The 15,212-nt window shown below is 66.5% G+C and carries 10 protein-coding genes; 1 reads left to right on the top strand and 9 read right to left on the bottom strand.

The window, feature by feature from the left end; all coding sequences use genetic code 11:
• Positions 1–127 precede the first annotated feature (127 nt).
• The 9 genes from HALZIN_RS0104265 to HALZIN_RS0104225 form a co-directional block, all read right to left on the bottom strand.
• The gene (locus HALZIN_RS0104265) at positions 128–637 is read right to left on the bottom strand and encodes an STAS domain-containing protein (RefSeq protein WP_031383010.1); all 510 of its coding nucleotides are present in this window, start codon (positions 635–637) and stop codon (positions 128–130) included.
• Positions 624–1,802: a PP2C family protein-serine/threonine phosphatase gene (locus HALZIN_RS0104260; RefSeq protein ID WP_031383009.1), complete on the bottom strand. Its 1,179-nt coding sequence runs from the start codon at positions 1,800–1,802 to the stop codon at positions 624–626. The genes HALZIN_RS0104265 and HALZIN_RS0104260 overlap by 14 nt, the downstream gene beginning before the upstream one ends.
• Before the next feature lie 12 nt (positions 1,803–1,814).
• Positions 1,815–2,555 carry an MlaA family lipoprotein gene (locus HALZIN_RS0104255; RefSeq protein ID WP_031383008.1) on the bottom strand — a complete coding sequence of 247 codons (741 nt, stop codon included), beginning with the start codon at positions 2,553–2,555 and terminating at the stop codon, positions 1,815–1,817.
• Positions 2,555–3,679, bottom strand: a complete 1,125-nt coding sequence (locus tag HALZIN_RS0104250) for a beta-ketoacyl-ACP synthase III (protein ID WP_031383007.1) — start codon at positions 3,677–3,679, stop codon at positions 2,555–2,557. The genes HALZIN_RS0104255 and HALZIN_RS0104250 overlap by 1 nt, the downstream gene beginning before the upstream one ends.
• Positions 3,680–3,725: 46 nt before the next feature.
• Positions 3,726–7,787 carry an ATP-dependent RNA helicase HrpA gene (gene hrpA / locus HALZIN_RS0104245; protein WP_084173343.1) on the bottom strand — a complete coding sequence of 1,354 codons (4,062 nt, stop codon included), beginning with the start codon at positions 7,785–7,787 and terminating at the stop codon, positions 3,726–3,728.
• Between the two features lie 376 nt (positions 7,788–8,163).
• Positions 8,164–9,819: an AMP-binding protein gene (locus HALZIN_RS0104240; RefSeq protein WP_031383005.1), complete on the bottom strand. Its 1,656-nt coding sequence runs from the start codon at positions 9,817–9,819 to the stop codon at positions 8,164–8,166.
• Positions 9,820–9,981: 162 nt separating this feature from the next.
• Entirely contained in the window at positions 9,982–10,791 is an 810-nt protein-coding gene (locus tag HALZIN_RS0104235; protein WP_031383004.1) for a class II glutamine amidotransferase, read from the bottom strand.
• On the bottom strand, positions 10,784–12,607 hold the full coding sequence (locus HALZIN_RS17075; protein ID WP_160171086.1) for a VWA domain-containing protein: 1,824 nt from the start codon (positions 12,605–12,607) through the stop codon (positions 10,784–10,786). Before HALZIN_RS17075 ends, HALZIN_RS0104235 begins: the two co-directional genes overlap by 8 nt.
• A 16-nt stretch (positions 12,608–12,623) precedes the next feature.
• Positions 12,624–13,055 (bottom strand): hypothetical protein, encoded by a 432-nt coding sequence (locus HALZIN_RS0104225; protein WP_031383002.1) that lies wholly within the window; start codon positions 13,053–13,055, stop codon positions 12,624–12,626.
• Between the two features lie 52 nt (positions 13,056–13,107).
• On the opposite strand from HALZIN_RS0104225, the gene HALZIN_RS0104220 reads away from it, so the two are divergent.
• Positions 13,108–15,198, top strand: coding sequence for a S9 family peptidase (locus tag HALZIN_RS0104220; RefSeq protein ID WP_031383001.1), 2,091 nt, complete (start codon positions 13,108–13,110; stop codon positions 15,196–15,198).
• Positions 15,199–15,212 lie beyond the last annotated feature (14 nt).

The following is a 15,212-nucleotide window of genomic DNA, read 5'->3' as shown; positions in this document are numbered from 1 at the left end:
AACCGGGAGGGACCCAACGAACCGCTAATGGTAGCAGCTCTTGACCGGCCCGTCGGGACGGCCCAGGCGGACAGCATGTCATCGTCGCCATGGGCCGGGACTCCAGTACGTGGAGGAACGCGCTACTTCAGGAGTCGCTGCGCTGCTGCTGGGCCTCGAGCAGGTCGACCAGTGGCTGGAACTCCGCACGATTGTGCTCGTTCATGCGCATCAGGATGCGATGGGCCTCGAGGATGCGCTCCTGCAGTCCCTCCTCGTCGGCTTTTACCGCCGGCAGCTCGGCCAGCCCGCCCGCCGGCTCGGCGATCGGCGCCTGGACCAACGTGAAATAGCGCGAAAAGCCCATGACGTCGAGCATCCGGCGCACGTCGGGATGATCGACGACGATCGTCGGCGGATGGTCGAGCCGCGCCTTGACCGCCAGAGCGACCTTGGCCAGAAAGCCCAGCGCCGTGGAATCGACATTGGTCGCCTCGCGCAGATCGACGATCACCGTCGTCAATCCCGGCATGTCCGCCAGTCGCTGGGCTTCATTGTCCAGCGTGGCGCACAGGGTCAAGCGAACATCCCCACATAACTTGAGCACGAAAACACCGCCATCGAACGCCGCCTTCAATCGCCCATCATGCGTTGTCATGATCGAATCCGCTTAGCGTCATAATAGTCAAATCATCCGGTCGTTCTTCGCCACCCGTGGCGGCATCCTGCTCGCCCGCCAGCAAAGCGGCGCGCAAGGTAGCCAGATCGTCGCAGACGACGATGCGTCGCTTGAGATCGTCAAGCCGTGCCGTCAGCGTCTTGCCCGGCAGGCCTTCCAGCACCCCGTCGGAACACAGCCACAGGCGAAAGTTCGCCGGCAGCGACACGCGATAGGCGGGATACTCCACGTTCGGAAACAGCCCCACCGGCATGCCCTCACCACGCAATACGTCGACCTCGCCCCGACTTCTGTCGACCAGCACCGGCATCGGCAATTGCGCGCCCAGCGAATAGTGCAACTCGCGCTGATCATGGTCGATCACCCCGACGAACAGCGTCACGTGCTTGCCGATGCCGGTGTCGAGCAGTTCGCGGTTGAGCTGGGCCAGCCAGCGAGGCGCCAGAGCCTCGGGGCGCTGCCCATCCCATTCGCCCAGCCAGCGGTTGCACAGATAGCGCAGCAGCACCGTGACGAAGGCCGACGAAGCCCCATGCCCCGAGACATCGGCGAAGTAGAACACGCTGTAACGGCCATCGAAACGCTGATAATCGAGGAAATCCCCCGACAAATAGAGCGATGGCGCCAACCAGTAGTCACACGCCACGCCGTTGATCGTCAGCGGCTGCACCGGCAGCAGCTTGCGCTGGATATGCCAGCCGGCCTGCTGATCGAGTCGCAGCAGCGCCAGGTGAGTTTCCAGGTTTTCGTTGAGCTCGGCCAGTCGCGCGCGATCGCGGGCATGTTCCTCGGCAAGCTGCCGATGCTCCAGGGCCCGCGCCACCAGGCGCCTGAGCACATCGGCGTGGCGCAGCGGCTCGACCAGATAGTCGACCAGGCCGGCATCGACCGCCGGCAGCAGATCGTCGTCGATGCGCGTCTCGGTGACCACGATCGTCGGTAGCCGACGCGCCAGCAGCGGCCAGTCGTCGAGGCTCACCGCGCGCACGTGCGCAACGATCAGCACGGCCTCCGCGGGCAGCGCGTCGACATGCTCGGCAACGGTCACCGTATAGGAGGCGCCCAGGCCGAGTGCCGCGGCCAGCGCATCACGCGCCTCACCGGGGCGGTCGAGAAGACCGATCAGCGTAGGGGACTTGACCATGGAGTCGAGTTCTCACTCTGCGAAATCATCCGCATTGAAATCGAAGTCGTCATCGGCGAAGCTGTCGCGGCCCTGCTCGCCGTCATTGACCTTGAAGCGTCGCTGCTGCAGATAGGTATCGCGTAGAAAGCTGTAGCGATCGCCCTGGATCAACTGCTCCTGGTCGAGCACGCTGGCCCGGTAATTGATCAGCTCGAGACCGCGCAGGCCATAGCGGGTGGCGTCGTCCTCGACGTAGGTCAACGGATCGGTATACCAGTCCGCCGGTAGCCCGCTGGCATGGCGCAGGGTGCGCCCGCCGAGCAGCGGCAAGACCACGAAGGGTCCCTCGCCCACGCCCCACACCGCCAACGTCTGGCCGAAGTCCTCTTCGTTCTCGTTCCAGCCCATCCGCGTGGCCGGATCGAGGACGCCGCCCAGTCCCAGGGTGGTGTTGACCAGAAAACGTCCCGAGGCGACCCCGGCATTGGCCCATTTCCATTGCAGTGCGCTATTGATGATCGTGCGCAGCTCGCCGAGGTTGCTGAAGAAGTTGCCGACGCCCTCCTGGACCGGCTGCGGGGTGACGAAATCGTAACCCTGGGCGACGGGTTTCAGCGCGTAACGATCGAGGGTCTGGTTGAAAGCGAAGACGCGACGGTTGAAGCCTTCCCACGGGTCGGCCGGATTGGCGACCTGCGGCGAATTACTGGCACAGCCGGCGAGCGTGGCCGCGGCAACGAGTCCCCAAAGCCCCTTACCTAACCTTTCCATCAGCTCACCTTCCGTAACATGATACTGCCGGCACTGTAGCCGGCTCCGAAGGAACACACCACCCCCAGCGCGCCGCCCGCAAGATCGTCGCGGTGCAGATGGAAGGCGATGATCGAGCCCGCCGAGCTGGTGTTGGCGTAGCGGTCGAGAATCACCGGCGCCTCCTTGAGGTCCGGATCGCGACCCAGCACGCGCCGGGCGATCAGGTCGTTCATGTGGCGATTGGCCTGATGCAGCCAGAGTCGCGACAGGTCATCGGCGGCCAGCCCCAGCTCGCCGAGGTGGTCGACGATCAACTGCGCGACCAGTGGACAGACCTCCTTGAAGACCCGTCGCCCCTCCTGCACGAACAGCTTGTCCTCCGCCAGCGGGTCGCTGTCGGTGATGCGGTTGAGAAAGCCCGAATTGTTGCGAATCGCGTTGGAGTAACGGGTGGTCAACTTGCTGCCGAGAATCGCGAACCGCGCGTCGGCGCGAGCGACGCCGTCGGCCTCGATCAGCAACGCGGTGCAGGCGTCGCCGAAGATGAAATGGCTGTCGCGGTCACGGAAATTGAGATGCGCCGAACAGATCTCCGGATTGACCACCAGCGCACGCTGGGCGCCACCGCTGCGCACCGCGTTGGCGGCCACGTCGATGGCGAAGGTCGCCGAACTGCAGGCCACGTTCATGTCGAAGGCATGACCGCTCGCGCCGAGCGCGGCCTGCAACTCCACCGCGATCGCCGGATAGGCGCGTTCCAGATTCGAGCAGGCGACGATCACCAGCTCGATCTCGTGAGCCTCGATTTCGGCCCGCTCGAGCGCCTCGCGGCTTGCCGCCAGGGCCATCTCGCACTGGATGGAATGGGCGTCGTTGGACCGCTCGTCGAGACGCGGGCGCATGCGCTGGGGATCGAGGATACCCTCGGCATCGAGCACGTAACGACTATGAATCCCCGACGCCTTGACGATGAACTCGCTGCTCGAATGCAGCAACGGTTCGCGCTCGCCGCGCTCGATGGCCTCGGCATGCCGACCGTTCTCGGCGTCCACCCAGCGGTTGAAGGCCGCCACCAACGCCTCGTTGTCGATGGCGTGGGGCGGCGTGTACAGGCCGGTGCCGGTGATGACGGCGGATGTCATGGCGTTCTCCTCACGGCGGCTGAGCCGCTTCTCGTGTGATGGACATTCAAGCCTCACGGCGACCGGTGATCTCGGCCCAGCGGCGCTCCAGGCGCTTGGCGGATACCGGCATGCGCGTGCCCAGTTGCTGGGCGAACAGCGAGACACGCAATTCCTCGATCCACCAGGCGAACTCGACCAGCGCCGGGTCCTCCCAGCCATCGCGACGCTCGGTCTGGCGGCGATTGGCCAGTCGGGTCTCAAAGTCCTGAGCCTCTTGCATCAGCATCTGATCGCGCATGCGCTCGCGCGGGGCCTTCTCGAGACGGATGCGCGCCGCCTCCATGTAACGTGGGTACTCCTGCAGCCATTCGCCCGCTTCGCTGACGAAGCCGGGATGGACCAGCCGCTGCATCTGCGCCTTGAGATCGCCATAGACCAGCGCCAGCGACAGGCTCAGGTTGCCTTTCAGCGCCTGGGTCACCGCCAGATGGCCCTCGAGCGCGCGCTGCAGCGTCGCCACCAGACCCTCGCCATAGGCCATGAGCTCGCCACGCCGCTCGTCGAGGCGCTCGCTCAGCGCCTGGCGCGAACGCGGCAGCGGGTCGAAGGCGATCTCGTGAAGAAACACCGCCGCCACCAGATCGTCGGCGAGCTGCGCCTTGCTGCCGACCTTGGCGAACAGCAGCGCGCAGCGCTCGAGCCCCGGCAGGCGCTTGAGTGCCTTGACCTGCTCGGGCAGGCGCTGCATCGCCAACCGCTTGATACCGTGTCGATGCGCCTGATGCGCCTTGGCCGGGTGATCGAACAGCGCCACCGCCAGCGCGCCGGCTTTTGCCTTGTCGTCGCGGCTGGAATTGCGCTTGGCGTCGCCCTGCTCGACCAGCGCCGGGTAGGCGGCGACCCGAATGCCCGCCTGGGTCGTGCTGCGCGACTCGGCCAGTGGCGTTTCGGGCAGATCGTCGACCGCCTGGCGGGTGTCGCCGGCCGCATCCAGCGCCTGGGCGCCGGCGTTGGCGGCCGCAGCGAAACGCCGCTCGAGCGCCGCTGGATCGCGGCCCTGTCCCAGTTCCCTGCCTTCATGATCGACCACTCGCAGGTTCATCACCAGGTGCGCTTCGAGCTGCTCGCTGCGCCAGTCCTCGGGAGCGAGCCGCAGTCCGGTCTTGACCCGCAGGAACTCGCCGAGCGCCTCGCTCAGCGGCACATCGTCGGGGCTCAGCGTCTCGAGCGCGGCATCCACCCAGTCGGGGATCGGCACCACCTGGCGGCGTACCGACTTGGGCAGCGACTTGAGCAGCGCGATGCACTTCTCGCGCAGCAACCCCGGTACCAGCCACTCGAGGCGCCGGCGCGGCAGTTGCGACAGCATCGCTGCGGGTACGGTCAGCGTCACTCCATCATCCTCGGCGCCCGGCGCGAAATGGTAACTCAACGGGTAGCGCACGCCCTTGAGCGTCAGCGTGTCCGGGTAGTGTTCCTCGCTGACCTCATCGGCCTGGCGGGCCATCAGGCTGGCCTTGTCGAGCTTGAGCACCTCCGGGTCGTCGCGTTCCGCCTGGCGCCGCCAATGCTCGAAGCCCTTGCCGTTGACGATTTCTTCCGGCAAGCGCTGATCGTAGAAATCGAACAGCGTTTCCTCATCCACCAGAATATCACGCTTTCGCGCCCTGTCCTCCAGATCTTCGACTTCATCGATCAACGCTCGGTTGTGGGCGAAGAACGCCGCCTGGGTCCGGTATTCGCCCTCGACCAGCGCGCGACGGATGAACAGCTCGCGGGCCTCGGCGGGCGCGATCGGCCCGTAATGCACCTTGCGCCGGGCGACGATCGGCAGGCCGAACAGCGTGACCTGTTCGAAGGCCACCACCTGGGCGCGCTTCATTTCCCAGTGCGGCTCGCTGTAGCTGCGCTTGACTAGATGACCCGCCAGCGGCTCGATCCATTCCGGCTGGATGCGCGCCACGTCACGCGCATAAAGCTTCGAGGTCTCGACCAGTTCGCCGGCCATCAGCCACTTGGGCGATTTCCTGGCCAGCCCCGAGCCGGGATGAATGAAGAACTTGCGGTTGCGCGCGCCCAGATACTCGCGGTTCTCGGTGAGCTGGCCGATGTTCGACAGCAGTCCGCTGAGCAGCGCCTGGTGGAAGGTCGCCTGTTGCCGACGAACGGCTTCACGTGTGGCCGCCTGCCCCGCCTCGTCAGCGTCGACGGACGTCTCGGCCGGGGCGGCGGCCGGCACGTGAATGGCCATGTCGCGCAGCAGCTGGCGCAGTTGCCTGAAAGTGTCATGCCACTCGCGCAATCGCAGGTAGTTAAGATACTGCTCGCGACACCAGCGTCGCAGTTGATTGCCCGAGAGTGCCTCGCGGGCCGCCTCGAAGCCGTTCCACAGGTTGAGCCAGGCGGCGAAGTCGGACTCCGGATCGTTCCACTGCTGATGCTTCTGATCGGCGGCCTGACGCTTGTCGACCGGGCGCTCGCGGGGGTCCTGGATCGACAGCGCGCTGACCACCACCAGCACGTCGCGCAGGCAGTCCTGCTCGGCGGCGGCCAGCACCATGCGCGCCAGCCGCGGGTCGATGGGCAGCCGCGCCAGCCGCCGGCCGAGCGGCGACAGCCGGTTGCCCTCGTCGACCGCGCCGAGTTCGAACAACAGCCGGAAACCATCCTTGACGAAGCGCGAGTCCGGCGCGTCGACGAACGGAAAGGCCGAGATGTCATCGGGTTTCAATGACAGCAGCGAGAGCATCGACAGGATCACCGAGGCCAGGTTGGTGCGCTGGATCTCGGGCTCGGTATAGGCCGGCCGGGCGAGGTAGTCCTCTTCGCTGTAGAGACGGATGCACACACCCTCGGCGATACGCCCGCAGCGACCCTTGCGCTGATCGGCGCTGGCCTGGCTGACCGGCTCGATCGGTAGCCGCTGGATCTTGGCGCGGTAGCTGTAGCGGCTGATGCGCACCAGCCCCGGGTCGATCACGTAGCGGATCCCGGGCACCGTCAATGAGGTCTCGGCGACGTTGGTGGCGAGCACGATACGTCGCCCGGCATGGCTCTGGAACACCCGGTTCTGCTCGGCGTTGGAGAGCCGCGCGTAGAGCGGCAGGATCTCGGAGCCCCTGAGGTCGGCGCGGCGCAGGGTATCGGCGGTCTCGCGGATCTCGCGCTCGCCGGGCAGGAAGATCAGCACGTCGCGCGGGCCGCTGAACCAGCGCTTGTCGCGCTCGATGGCCTCGATCTCCTCCACCGCGTGGAGGATGCCCTCCTGCAGGGTGCGGTCCTCCTCGTCGTCGGCGTCGCGCACCAGCGGCCGGTAGTGCAGCTCGACCGGGTAGGTGCGCCCCGATACCTGAACCACCGGCGCCGGCGTACCGTCGCCGCGGGCGAAATGCCGGGCGAAGCGCTCGACATCGATGGTCGCCGAGGTGATGATGATCTTAAGGTCGGGCCGCCGCTGAGTCAGGCGCTTGAGGTAGCCGATCAGGAAGTCGATATTGAGGCTGCGCTCGTGGGCCTCGTCGATGATGATCGCCTCGTAGCGCTCGAGGTCGGGATCGTGCTGGGTCTCGGCCAGCAGGATGCCGTCGGTCATCAGCTTGACCAGCGTGGCGTCGCTGCTCTGGTCGGTGAAGCGCACCTGGTAGCCAACCTGAGCGCCGAGCGGCACCTCGAGTTCCTCGGCAAGCCGCGTGGCCACCGAGCGCGCCGCCAGCCGCCGCGGCTGGGTGTGGCCGATCAGCCCGCGCCGGCCCAGGCCCAGTTCCAGGCACAGCTTGGGCAGCTGAGTGGTCTTGCCCGAGCCGGTTTCGCCGGCGACCACCACGATCGGGTGCGCGCGCAGCGCGGCGAGGATGTCCTCGCGCTTCTCGGCGACCGGCAGCGACTCGGGATAATTCAGCGTCACCGGCTGCGCCCGGCGTTTTTCGAGCAGTGCCTGCGAGCGCCTCAGGCGCGCGTCGAGCTCCCGTAGCGCACGATCGATCGGCTTGCCGGCCTTGGCCCGCTGACGCAGCTTGGCCAAGCGCCGCCCCTGTTCGCGGGCGTCGCGCAACAGGCAGGCGTCGAGTTGGGCCCGGCGACTGTCCAGGGCCCCTAGAGCATCGGGATTCGAAGCGGTAGCGCGCAAATCGTCCTCGCTGAATTCAATAAACGACCGGCCCGCCACGGTCGTGCCGTGGCGGGCCGGTTATTGTATCGCCATGCTGCACCCGCGAGCCAATCGCCGCAAGACGAGCGGACGGGGCAAGCCTCTGATGCTTTAAGAAGCGCTGAACAAATCGCCGAGCGAGTAAAGCGCCAGGCGCACGGGGCACAGACTCGAAGCGAAGCGGAGAGAACGTCCAAAGGACGGCCCCGAAAGGGCGAGAAACCGCAGGTTTCGAGTCAACCAGAGCCTATGGGGTATAGGTGAGGATTCCGACCGGGCTGGCGCTCCAGCACCGCGCAACGCATCGATTTGCCGGGGACGCCGAGTTCGCGCAGGCATTTTGTGCCGTGTTTCTTCAGGCGTCGCGCAACTCGCGGCGTAGCACCTTGCCGACGTTGGTCTTGGGCAGCTCGTCGCGAAACTCGACGAACTTGGGCACCTTGTAGCCGGCCAGTTCCTTCTTGCACCAGCTGCGCAGGGTCGCCGCGTCCAGCGACTCGTTGCGGGCGACGACGAACAGCTTGATCGCCTCGCCGCTGTCCTCGTCGGGCACGCCGATCGCCGCCGCTTCGATCACGTCAGGGTGACCGGCGACGACGTCCTCGATCTCGTTGGGATAGACGTTGAAGCCGGAGACGATGATCATGTCCTTCTTGCGATCGACGATGCGGATGTAACCGTCTTCCTGAAGTACGGCGATATCGCCGGTGCGCACCCAGCCCTGGGCATCGAGGGTCTTGGCGGTGTCCTCCGGGCGGTTCCAGTAGCCCTTCATGACCTGCGGCCCCTGCACGCACAGCTCGCCGGCCTCGCCCAGTGGCAGGTCGTTGCCGTCGGCATCGATGACCTTGACCGAGGTGCCCGGTACCGGTTTGCCGATGGTCCCCAGCTGGATCGCCGCGGGCGGGTTGAACGAGACGATCGGCGAGGTCTCGGTCATCCCGTAGCCCTCGGTGACCGGGCAGCCGGTGACCTCCTCCCAGCGCTTGGCCGCGGCCTTGGTCAGCGCCATGCCGCCCGAGATGGTCAGCTTGAGCGAGGAAAAATCCAGCGCGCGGAAATCGTCGCGGTTGCACAGCGCATTGAACAATGTATTGAGCCCGACGAAGCCGGTGAAGTGGATCTTGCGCAGCGTCTTGACGAAGCCGTCGATGTCCCGCGGATTGGGGATCAGCACGCTGTGATTGCCGGTCTCCATCAGAAACAGGCAATTAACCGTGAAGGTGTAGATGTGATAGACCGGCAACGGCGCGATCACCGTCTCGCAGCCCTCGCCGAGCACGTCGCTGATTACCGCCCGGGCCTGCAGCATGTTGGCGACCAGGTTGCGATGGGTGAGCATGGTGCCCTTGGCGACGCCGGTGGTGCCGCCGGTGTACTGCAACGCGGCGATGTCGTCGCGGTCGCGCTCGACCGGTTGGTACTGCCGCTTGGCGCCGCGCGCCAGTACGTCGCGAAAGCCCAGGGCGCCGGGCAATGAGTAACGCGGCACCAGTTTCTTGACGTGGCGCACGGCGAAGTTGATCAGCGCACGCCTGGGCAAGCCATGCAGGTCGCCGATCTCGGTCACCACCACGTGGCAGATCTCGGTCTTGTCGATCACCCGCTCGAGCTTGTCGGCCATGTTGGCGAGAATCACGATCGCCTTGGCGCCGGAATCGACGAACTGGTGATGCATCTCGCGCTCGGTGTACAGCGGGTTGGTGTTGACCACCACCAACCCGGCACGCAGCGCACCGAACACCGCCACCGGAAACTGCAACAGGTTAGGCAACTGAATGGCGATGCGATCGCCCGGCTCGAGTTCGGTCTCGTGCTGAAGCCAGGCGGCGAAATCCGCCGCCAGGCGGTCGACGTCGCGATAGCGCAACACCTGACCCATGCAGCTGAACGCCGGCTTGTCGGCGAAGCGTTCGACCGAAGTCGCGAAGACATCGGTCACCGTGGCGTAATCCTCCAACCCCTGCAGGGCCGGGCCGGATACGAGAGGCGCAGTGGCGTGCTGGCTCATGAGCTGATCTCCGCTGATGCGTTCGACCGGAGTCGACGGACTTTCTTGTTCTGCCACTCGGCAAGCGATCCGCCGGTGCGCTTTATGGCCGCAGGCCCATGGGCACGGCCAGTTCAGCTTACCTTAGCAGACCGCACCCGGGCGTAAAACGACCGATTCAAACTAACGTTCACTCGTTTGCGCGCCATCCTCGTTCGCCCTGTAGCGGGCCTGAATCTCGCCGTCGCGCCAGACCAGCAGCTCCCCCGGCTGCATGGCGGTCCAGTCCTCGTTGGCGGTCAATGGTTCGGTGGCCATCACCGAGACCACATCGGCCAGCGTGGTGTGCTCGCGAAAGTCGACACTCATCTCGGTGTCGCTGAGATGGGCGTGGCCAAACGGCGCACGCCGGGTGAGGTGGACCAGCTTGGTCGAGCAATAGGCATACAGATGCACGCCGTCGGAGAACAGCAGATTGCACACGCCCAGACCGCGCAGCCGTTCGCACAGCGCATGCAGCGTCGTCCACAGCGGGCCGGGCTCGGCGGGCGGCTCGGCAAAGCGCTGACGCAACTCGCCGAGCAACCAGCAAAAGGCATGCTCGCTGTCGGTATCGCCCACCGGACGATAGAAGGACAGCGCCAGCGCGCCCCAGCCCTGCAATTGACCGTTGTGGGCGTAGCACCACGGACGCCCCCACATCTCGCGGGTGAAGGGATGGGTATTGGCCATCCGCACGTTGCCGACATTGGCCTGACGGATATGGCTGATCACCACGTGCGACTTGATCGGATAGTCGCGGATCAAACGGGCGATCGGCGAATCCGCCGAGGGGCTGGGATCGCGGAAGTCGCGATAGCCGCCCTGCTCGTAGAAAGCGATGCCCCAGCCGTCGCGATGCGGTCCGGTGCGTCCGCCGCGATGCAAAAAGCCGGCGAAGCTGAAGCAGATATCGGTGGGCACGTTGGCGCTCATGCCCAGCAACTCACACATGCGGCTCCTCCCGCTCGGCGTGATGGCGGCGCGCACCACGCCGCCGATGTCGTCGCCGCCGGGCGTTGCGACGCCGGCGCCAGAGCAGCAACAGCACGATCAGCGCAGCCAGCAGCCACCACAGCGGATTCCGGCGCGTTTCGCGGGCGGCCTGCTGCAGGCTCGTCGGCGCCTTTTCCCACAGCGACTCGAGCCTGGCCGGCAACGCCGCCAGCCATTGGCCCAGTTCATCGCCCAGCGCATCGAGCGACGAGCCGGAAGCCGCGGGCTGCTGATCCGGCTTTGCTTCCTCGAGGGCCTCGGCCTCGGGTCGGTCGAGGCTCACTCCGCGCAGCCCGGTATCGGCCTCGGGGTTGAGCATCACCGGGGGCAGCTCGATGGTTCGCGTATCGCCATCCAGCGTCACGTTGGCCGTCAGCGTCAACGCCAGCGAAAGCGACTCGTCGATCGCCGGCAGCACGACCCGCCAGCGCTTGTCGCCCTGCGTACGGACCGTCAACGACTCGCCCTGCAGTGTGGCGGCGATCCGCGTGTTGTCGCTGTTAAGCAGCGGATGCTCGGCGCGCAGCGCGACGCTGCCGGCTGCCTCATCGAGCTTGGCGCTGATCGGCGCCAGTACGTTGACCGCCTGGCGTCGTTCGCGAATGAACCGATCACCCTTCGCGACCACCGCCAGGCGTGCATTGCCGACCTTGCGCGGCGGTGCCAGAACGCCGCGATAACTGTCGCCGTCGCGCTCCAAGACGACCGACTGGCGCACCCGGCCGTCGATGTCACGCAGTTCGGCGCGCATCTCGAGCCCCGGCGGCGCGTCGGTCGCCGCATCCGGCTGGTTCAGGCTGGCCTCGATCGGCGTCTCGAAGCCCTGATAGAGGGTCGTCGGCAGTTGCGCAACGCGAAGTGCCAGGTCCGACTCGATGCTGATTCGACTGTCGGGCCCTACATCGCCTTCAATACGCCATTTCCCGGCCTGGGGCTGCGGAACGCGGATGATGTCGAAACGCGGCTGGTGCTGCCAACGGATCGCCGGGGAGTGCTCCTCCAGCGTATGACGGGTGCCGTCGGGGCCGATCAGCGCCGGCTCCGGCGAGTCCGGGTCATGAAACAACAAGGCCGAGAACGCATCGACACGCTCGTCGATCGGAAAGCTCTGGGCATCGAGCGGCACCTGATCGCGGGGGAAGATACGATCGAACACATCGAGGAAAGCCCGCAGCAATGCCGCGGGATCCTCGGCGACCGCGTAGAGGCCGCCGGTTTCGCGGGACACGCCCGCGAGCAGGCTCGAATCCACTCCCGACGAAAAGGCGATGGTATGGACCACCACCGACTCGTCGGCCAGGGTGGGCGCCAGCTGCTTCATCAGGCGCTGGCGTGACGCCTCGTTGCGGCCACGCTCATCGCCGCCGCCGGGTATGTCGATCATCCCGTCGGTGAGCAGTATCAGATGCCGCTTGCCATCGGCGGGCGCCGCGCTGGCCGTCTCGCGGACCGCCTGTTCGATATCGGTGTATTGCTGATAGTCGGACAGCGCCGGTTTCAACGCCAATGCCCGTTGGCGCCAGTCCGCGTCGATCGTCGCACTCGGCAGCGGATTGGCCACGCGACTGCCGAACGTCCACAGGCCGCCGCGTGCGCCCTCGGGCAACAACGTCACCATCAGTTCCAGCGCACTGTCGCTGAGGCGGTTGGGGTCGTTGCGCTTCATGCTTCCCGAGACATCGAACAGCATGCGCACGTCGGGGGGCGCCGACTCTGCGGCCTCTAGCGTCCCGCACAGCAGCAGCGTCAAGGCCGCAGCAATCAACCCTCGCATGGCAGTGCCCTTGCGCCTAGCCAATGATCGGTTCACGCCGCGGCGTCGACGCCGGGTCGTGATCGTCGCCCGCACTGTCATCGTTGCCCGCGTCCGGGCTGGCACGGCGACGCAGCCCCCACCAGGCCAGCACGCCGAGTGCCGCGCCCAGCACCGTTCCCAGCAGCAACAACGCGGCGGCGCTTCCCAGTGCAGCCATGTTGCCTTGCAGGAAGGCAATGCCGGCTACCACCACCGCCGGGGCCATGCCATGATAGGTCGCATCCGCATCAAGCAGCGGCAGGGTGAAACTACTGGGTATCCAGACCAGCCCTGCCACCACGCCGGTGACGACGAACCGCGGCAACCTCGGCAACCAGCGTATCGCCAGGTAGCCGGTAATCAGCACGACCAGCGACAATGCCACGTAACTGAACCAGAGAAGTGGCATCGAGTCGGAAATCAGCATTGCTCCAGGTTCTCCCTCTACACGTTTTGTTCATCATGGTACACCGCGTCCAATGAAAGCACAGCAGCCCGTTCCAACACCGCCCGAGGCCCCGATCACGCGCTTCAGGCGCTCCGCGGATATTGACTGGCACTGGCTTGAACAGCGCGACGATCCGCAGGTGGCGGCCTTTCTCGAAGCCGCCAATCATGAATGCGACGACTGGTTCGAGCCGCTTAAGCCACTAATCGAGTCGCTCTACCAGGGCCACCTGGCGCGCCGGGAGCTCGCGGTCAGCGGCCTGCGCACGCCCCTCGAACGCTACACCTACTGGAGCGAGACGGCCGCCGACGCCGATTATCCGGTGTGGTGGCGTCATCCCAATGACCACGCCGAGCGCCCGGAGTGCCTGCTGGATCTCGAGGCACTTGCCGGCGAGCGGCATTTCCTCGAGCTCGGCGACCTGGCGATCTCGCCCGCCGAGGACCGCCTGGCCTGGACCGAGGACAGCCGCGGCGACGAATACTTCGATCTGTATCTGCGCGCCCTGCCCGGCGGCGAACCGCGCCTGGTGCTCGAAGGCATCGGCCCCGAGCTGACCTGGGCCGAGGACGATCGCACGCTGCTGTTCACCCGCTACGACGCCACCCAGCGCCCGGCCAGCGTGTGGCGGCTGGATATCCATGGCGGCGAGCCGATGATGCTGTTCGAGGAGCGCGATGTCGAATTCTGGGTCGGCCTGGGCAAGACCCGCTCGCGGACCTGGCTGGTACTCGAGAGCGCCTCCAAGGACACCTCCGAATGCCACCTGATTCCCGCCGCCGCCCCGCACACTCGGCCACGCTGCGTGCGCCCCCGGGAAACCGGCGTCGAGTATGCGCTCGAGCATCGCCCCGGGTATTTCTACGTTCTGCACAATCGCCAAGCCACGCACTTTCGCCTTGACGTGGCCGAGGAAGACAGCCCCGAACGCTGGCGAGCATTGATCGCCCATCGCCACGATCAGACCCTGGAAGGCGTCGACGCCTTCGCCTGGGGCCTGGTGATCACCGAGCGCGACCACGATCAGGCCCAGGTTCAGCTGCGCATCGTCAGCTTCGACGCGAATCACGCCATTAGCGACGACCGCCGCCTGCCGCTGCCCGAGGCGCCGTGCAGTGTGGCGCTCGGCGACATGCCCGACTTCGCCACGCACCGCCTGCGCCTGCGCGAGGAGTCGTTCACCCTGCCGCCGCGCTGGATCGAGCACGACCTGGACGGCGACACACGGCGCCTGCTCAAGGCCCAGCCGGTCCACGGCGACCTGGCACCCGAGCAACTGGCCTGTCGGCGCCTGTGGGCCACCGCCCACGATGGCGAGCGCATCCCGGTATCGGTGGTGGCGCGGGCCGACCTGCTCGGCGCGAAGGCGTTGCCCACGCTGCTCTACGGCTACGGTGCTTACGGCGAGGTGCTCGACCCGTGGTTCTCGATCGCCCGGCTCGAGCTGTTGTCGCGCGGCGCGGCCTTCGCCGTCGCCCATGTGCGCGGCGGCGGCGATCGCGGCGAACCCTGGTACCTGGCCGGCAAGCTCGAGCACAAAGCGAACAGCTTCCGCGATTTCCTCGCCGCCCGTCAGGCGCTGGTCGAGGCCGGCCTCGCCGACGAGCGACGAATCGCCGCCTACGGCGCCAGTGCCGGCGGCCTGCTGGTGGGGGCGAGTCTCAATCTCGATCCCGGCGCCTTCTGCGCGGCGGTCCTCGACGTGCCGTTCGTCGACGTGCTGCGGACCATGGAGAACCCCGACCTGCCGCTGACCACCGCCGAATACACCGAATGGGGCAATCCCGACGAGCCCGCTGCGCGAGGCCGTATTCGCGACTATTCGCCGCTCGACAACTTGAGCGACCGGCCCTACCCGGCGCTCTTCCTGCAGGGCAGCTGGCACGATTCGCGAGTGCCCTACTGGGAGCCGGCCAAGCTCTATGCCCGGCTCAACGAACTGCGTGCCGCGCGCCTGGCCGCCGGCGGGCACGACCCCGCGGAAGGCCGCCCAATCCTCCTACATAGCGACATGAGCTCGGGGCACGGCGGGGCCTCGGGGCGCTTCAAGGCGTGGAAGGACAACGCCCGTCAAGACGCGTTCCTGCTCTGGGCGCTGGGCCTTGCGGAGAGCCGCGACTAGCTCGCGGCGAAGGG

It is taken from the genome of Halomonas zincidurans B6 (genome assembly GCF_000731955.1).
Classification (GTDB): Bacteria; Pseudomonadota; Gammaproteobacteria; order Pseudomonadales; family Halomonadaceae; genus Modicisalibacter; species Modicisalibacter zincidurans.
The sequence above is the reverse complement of the archived record's forward strand: the minus strand, read 5'-3'. Positions and strand labels throughout refer to the sequence as shown.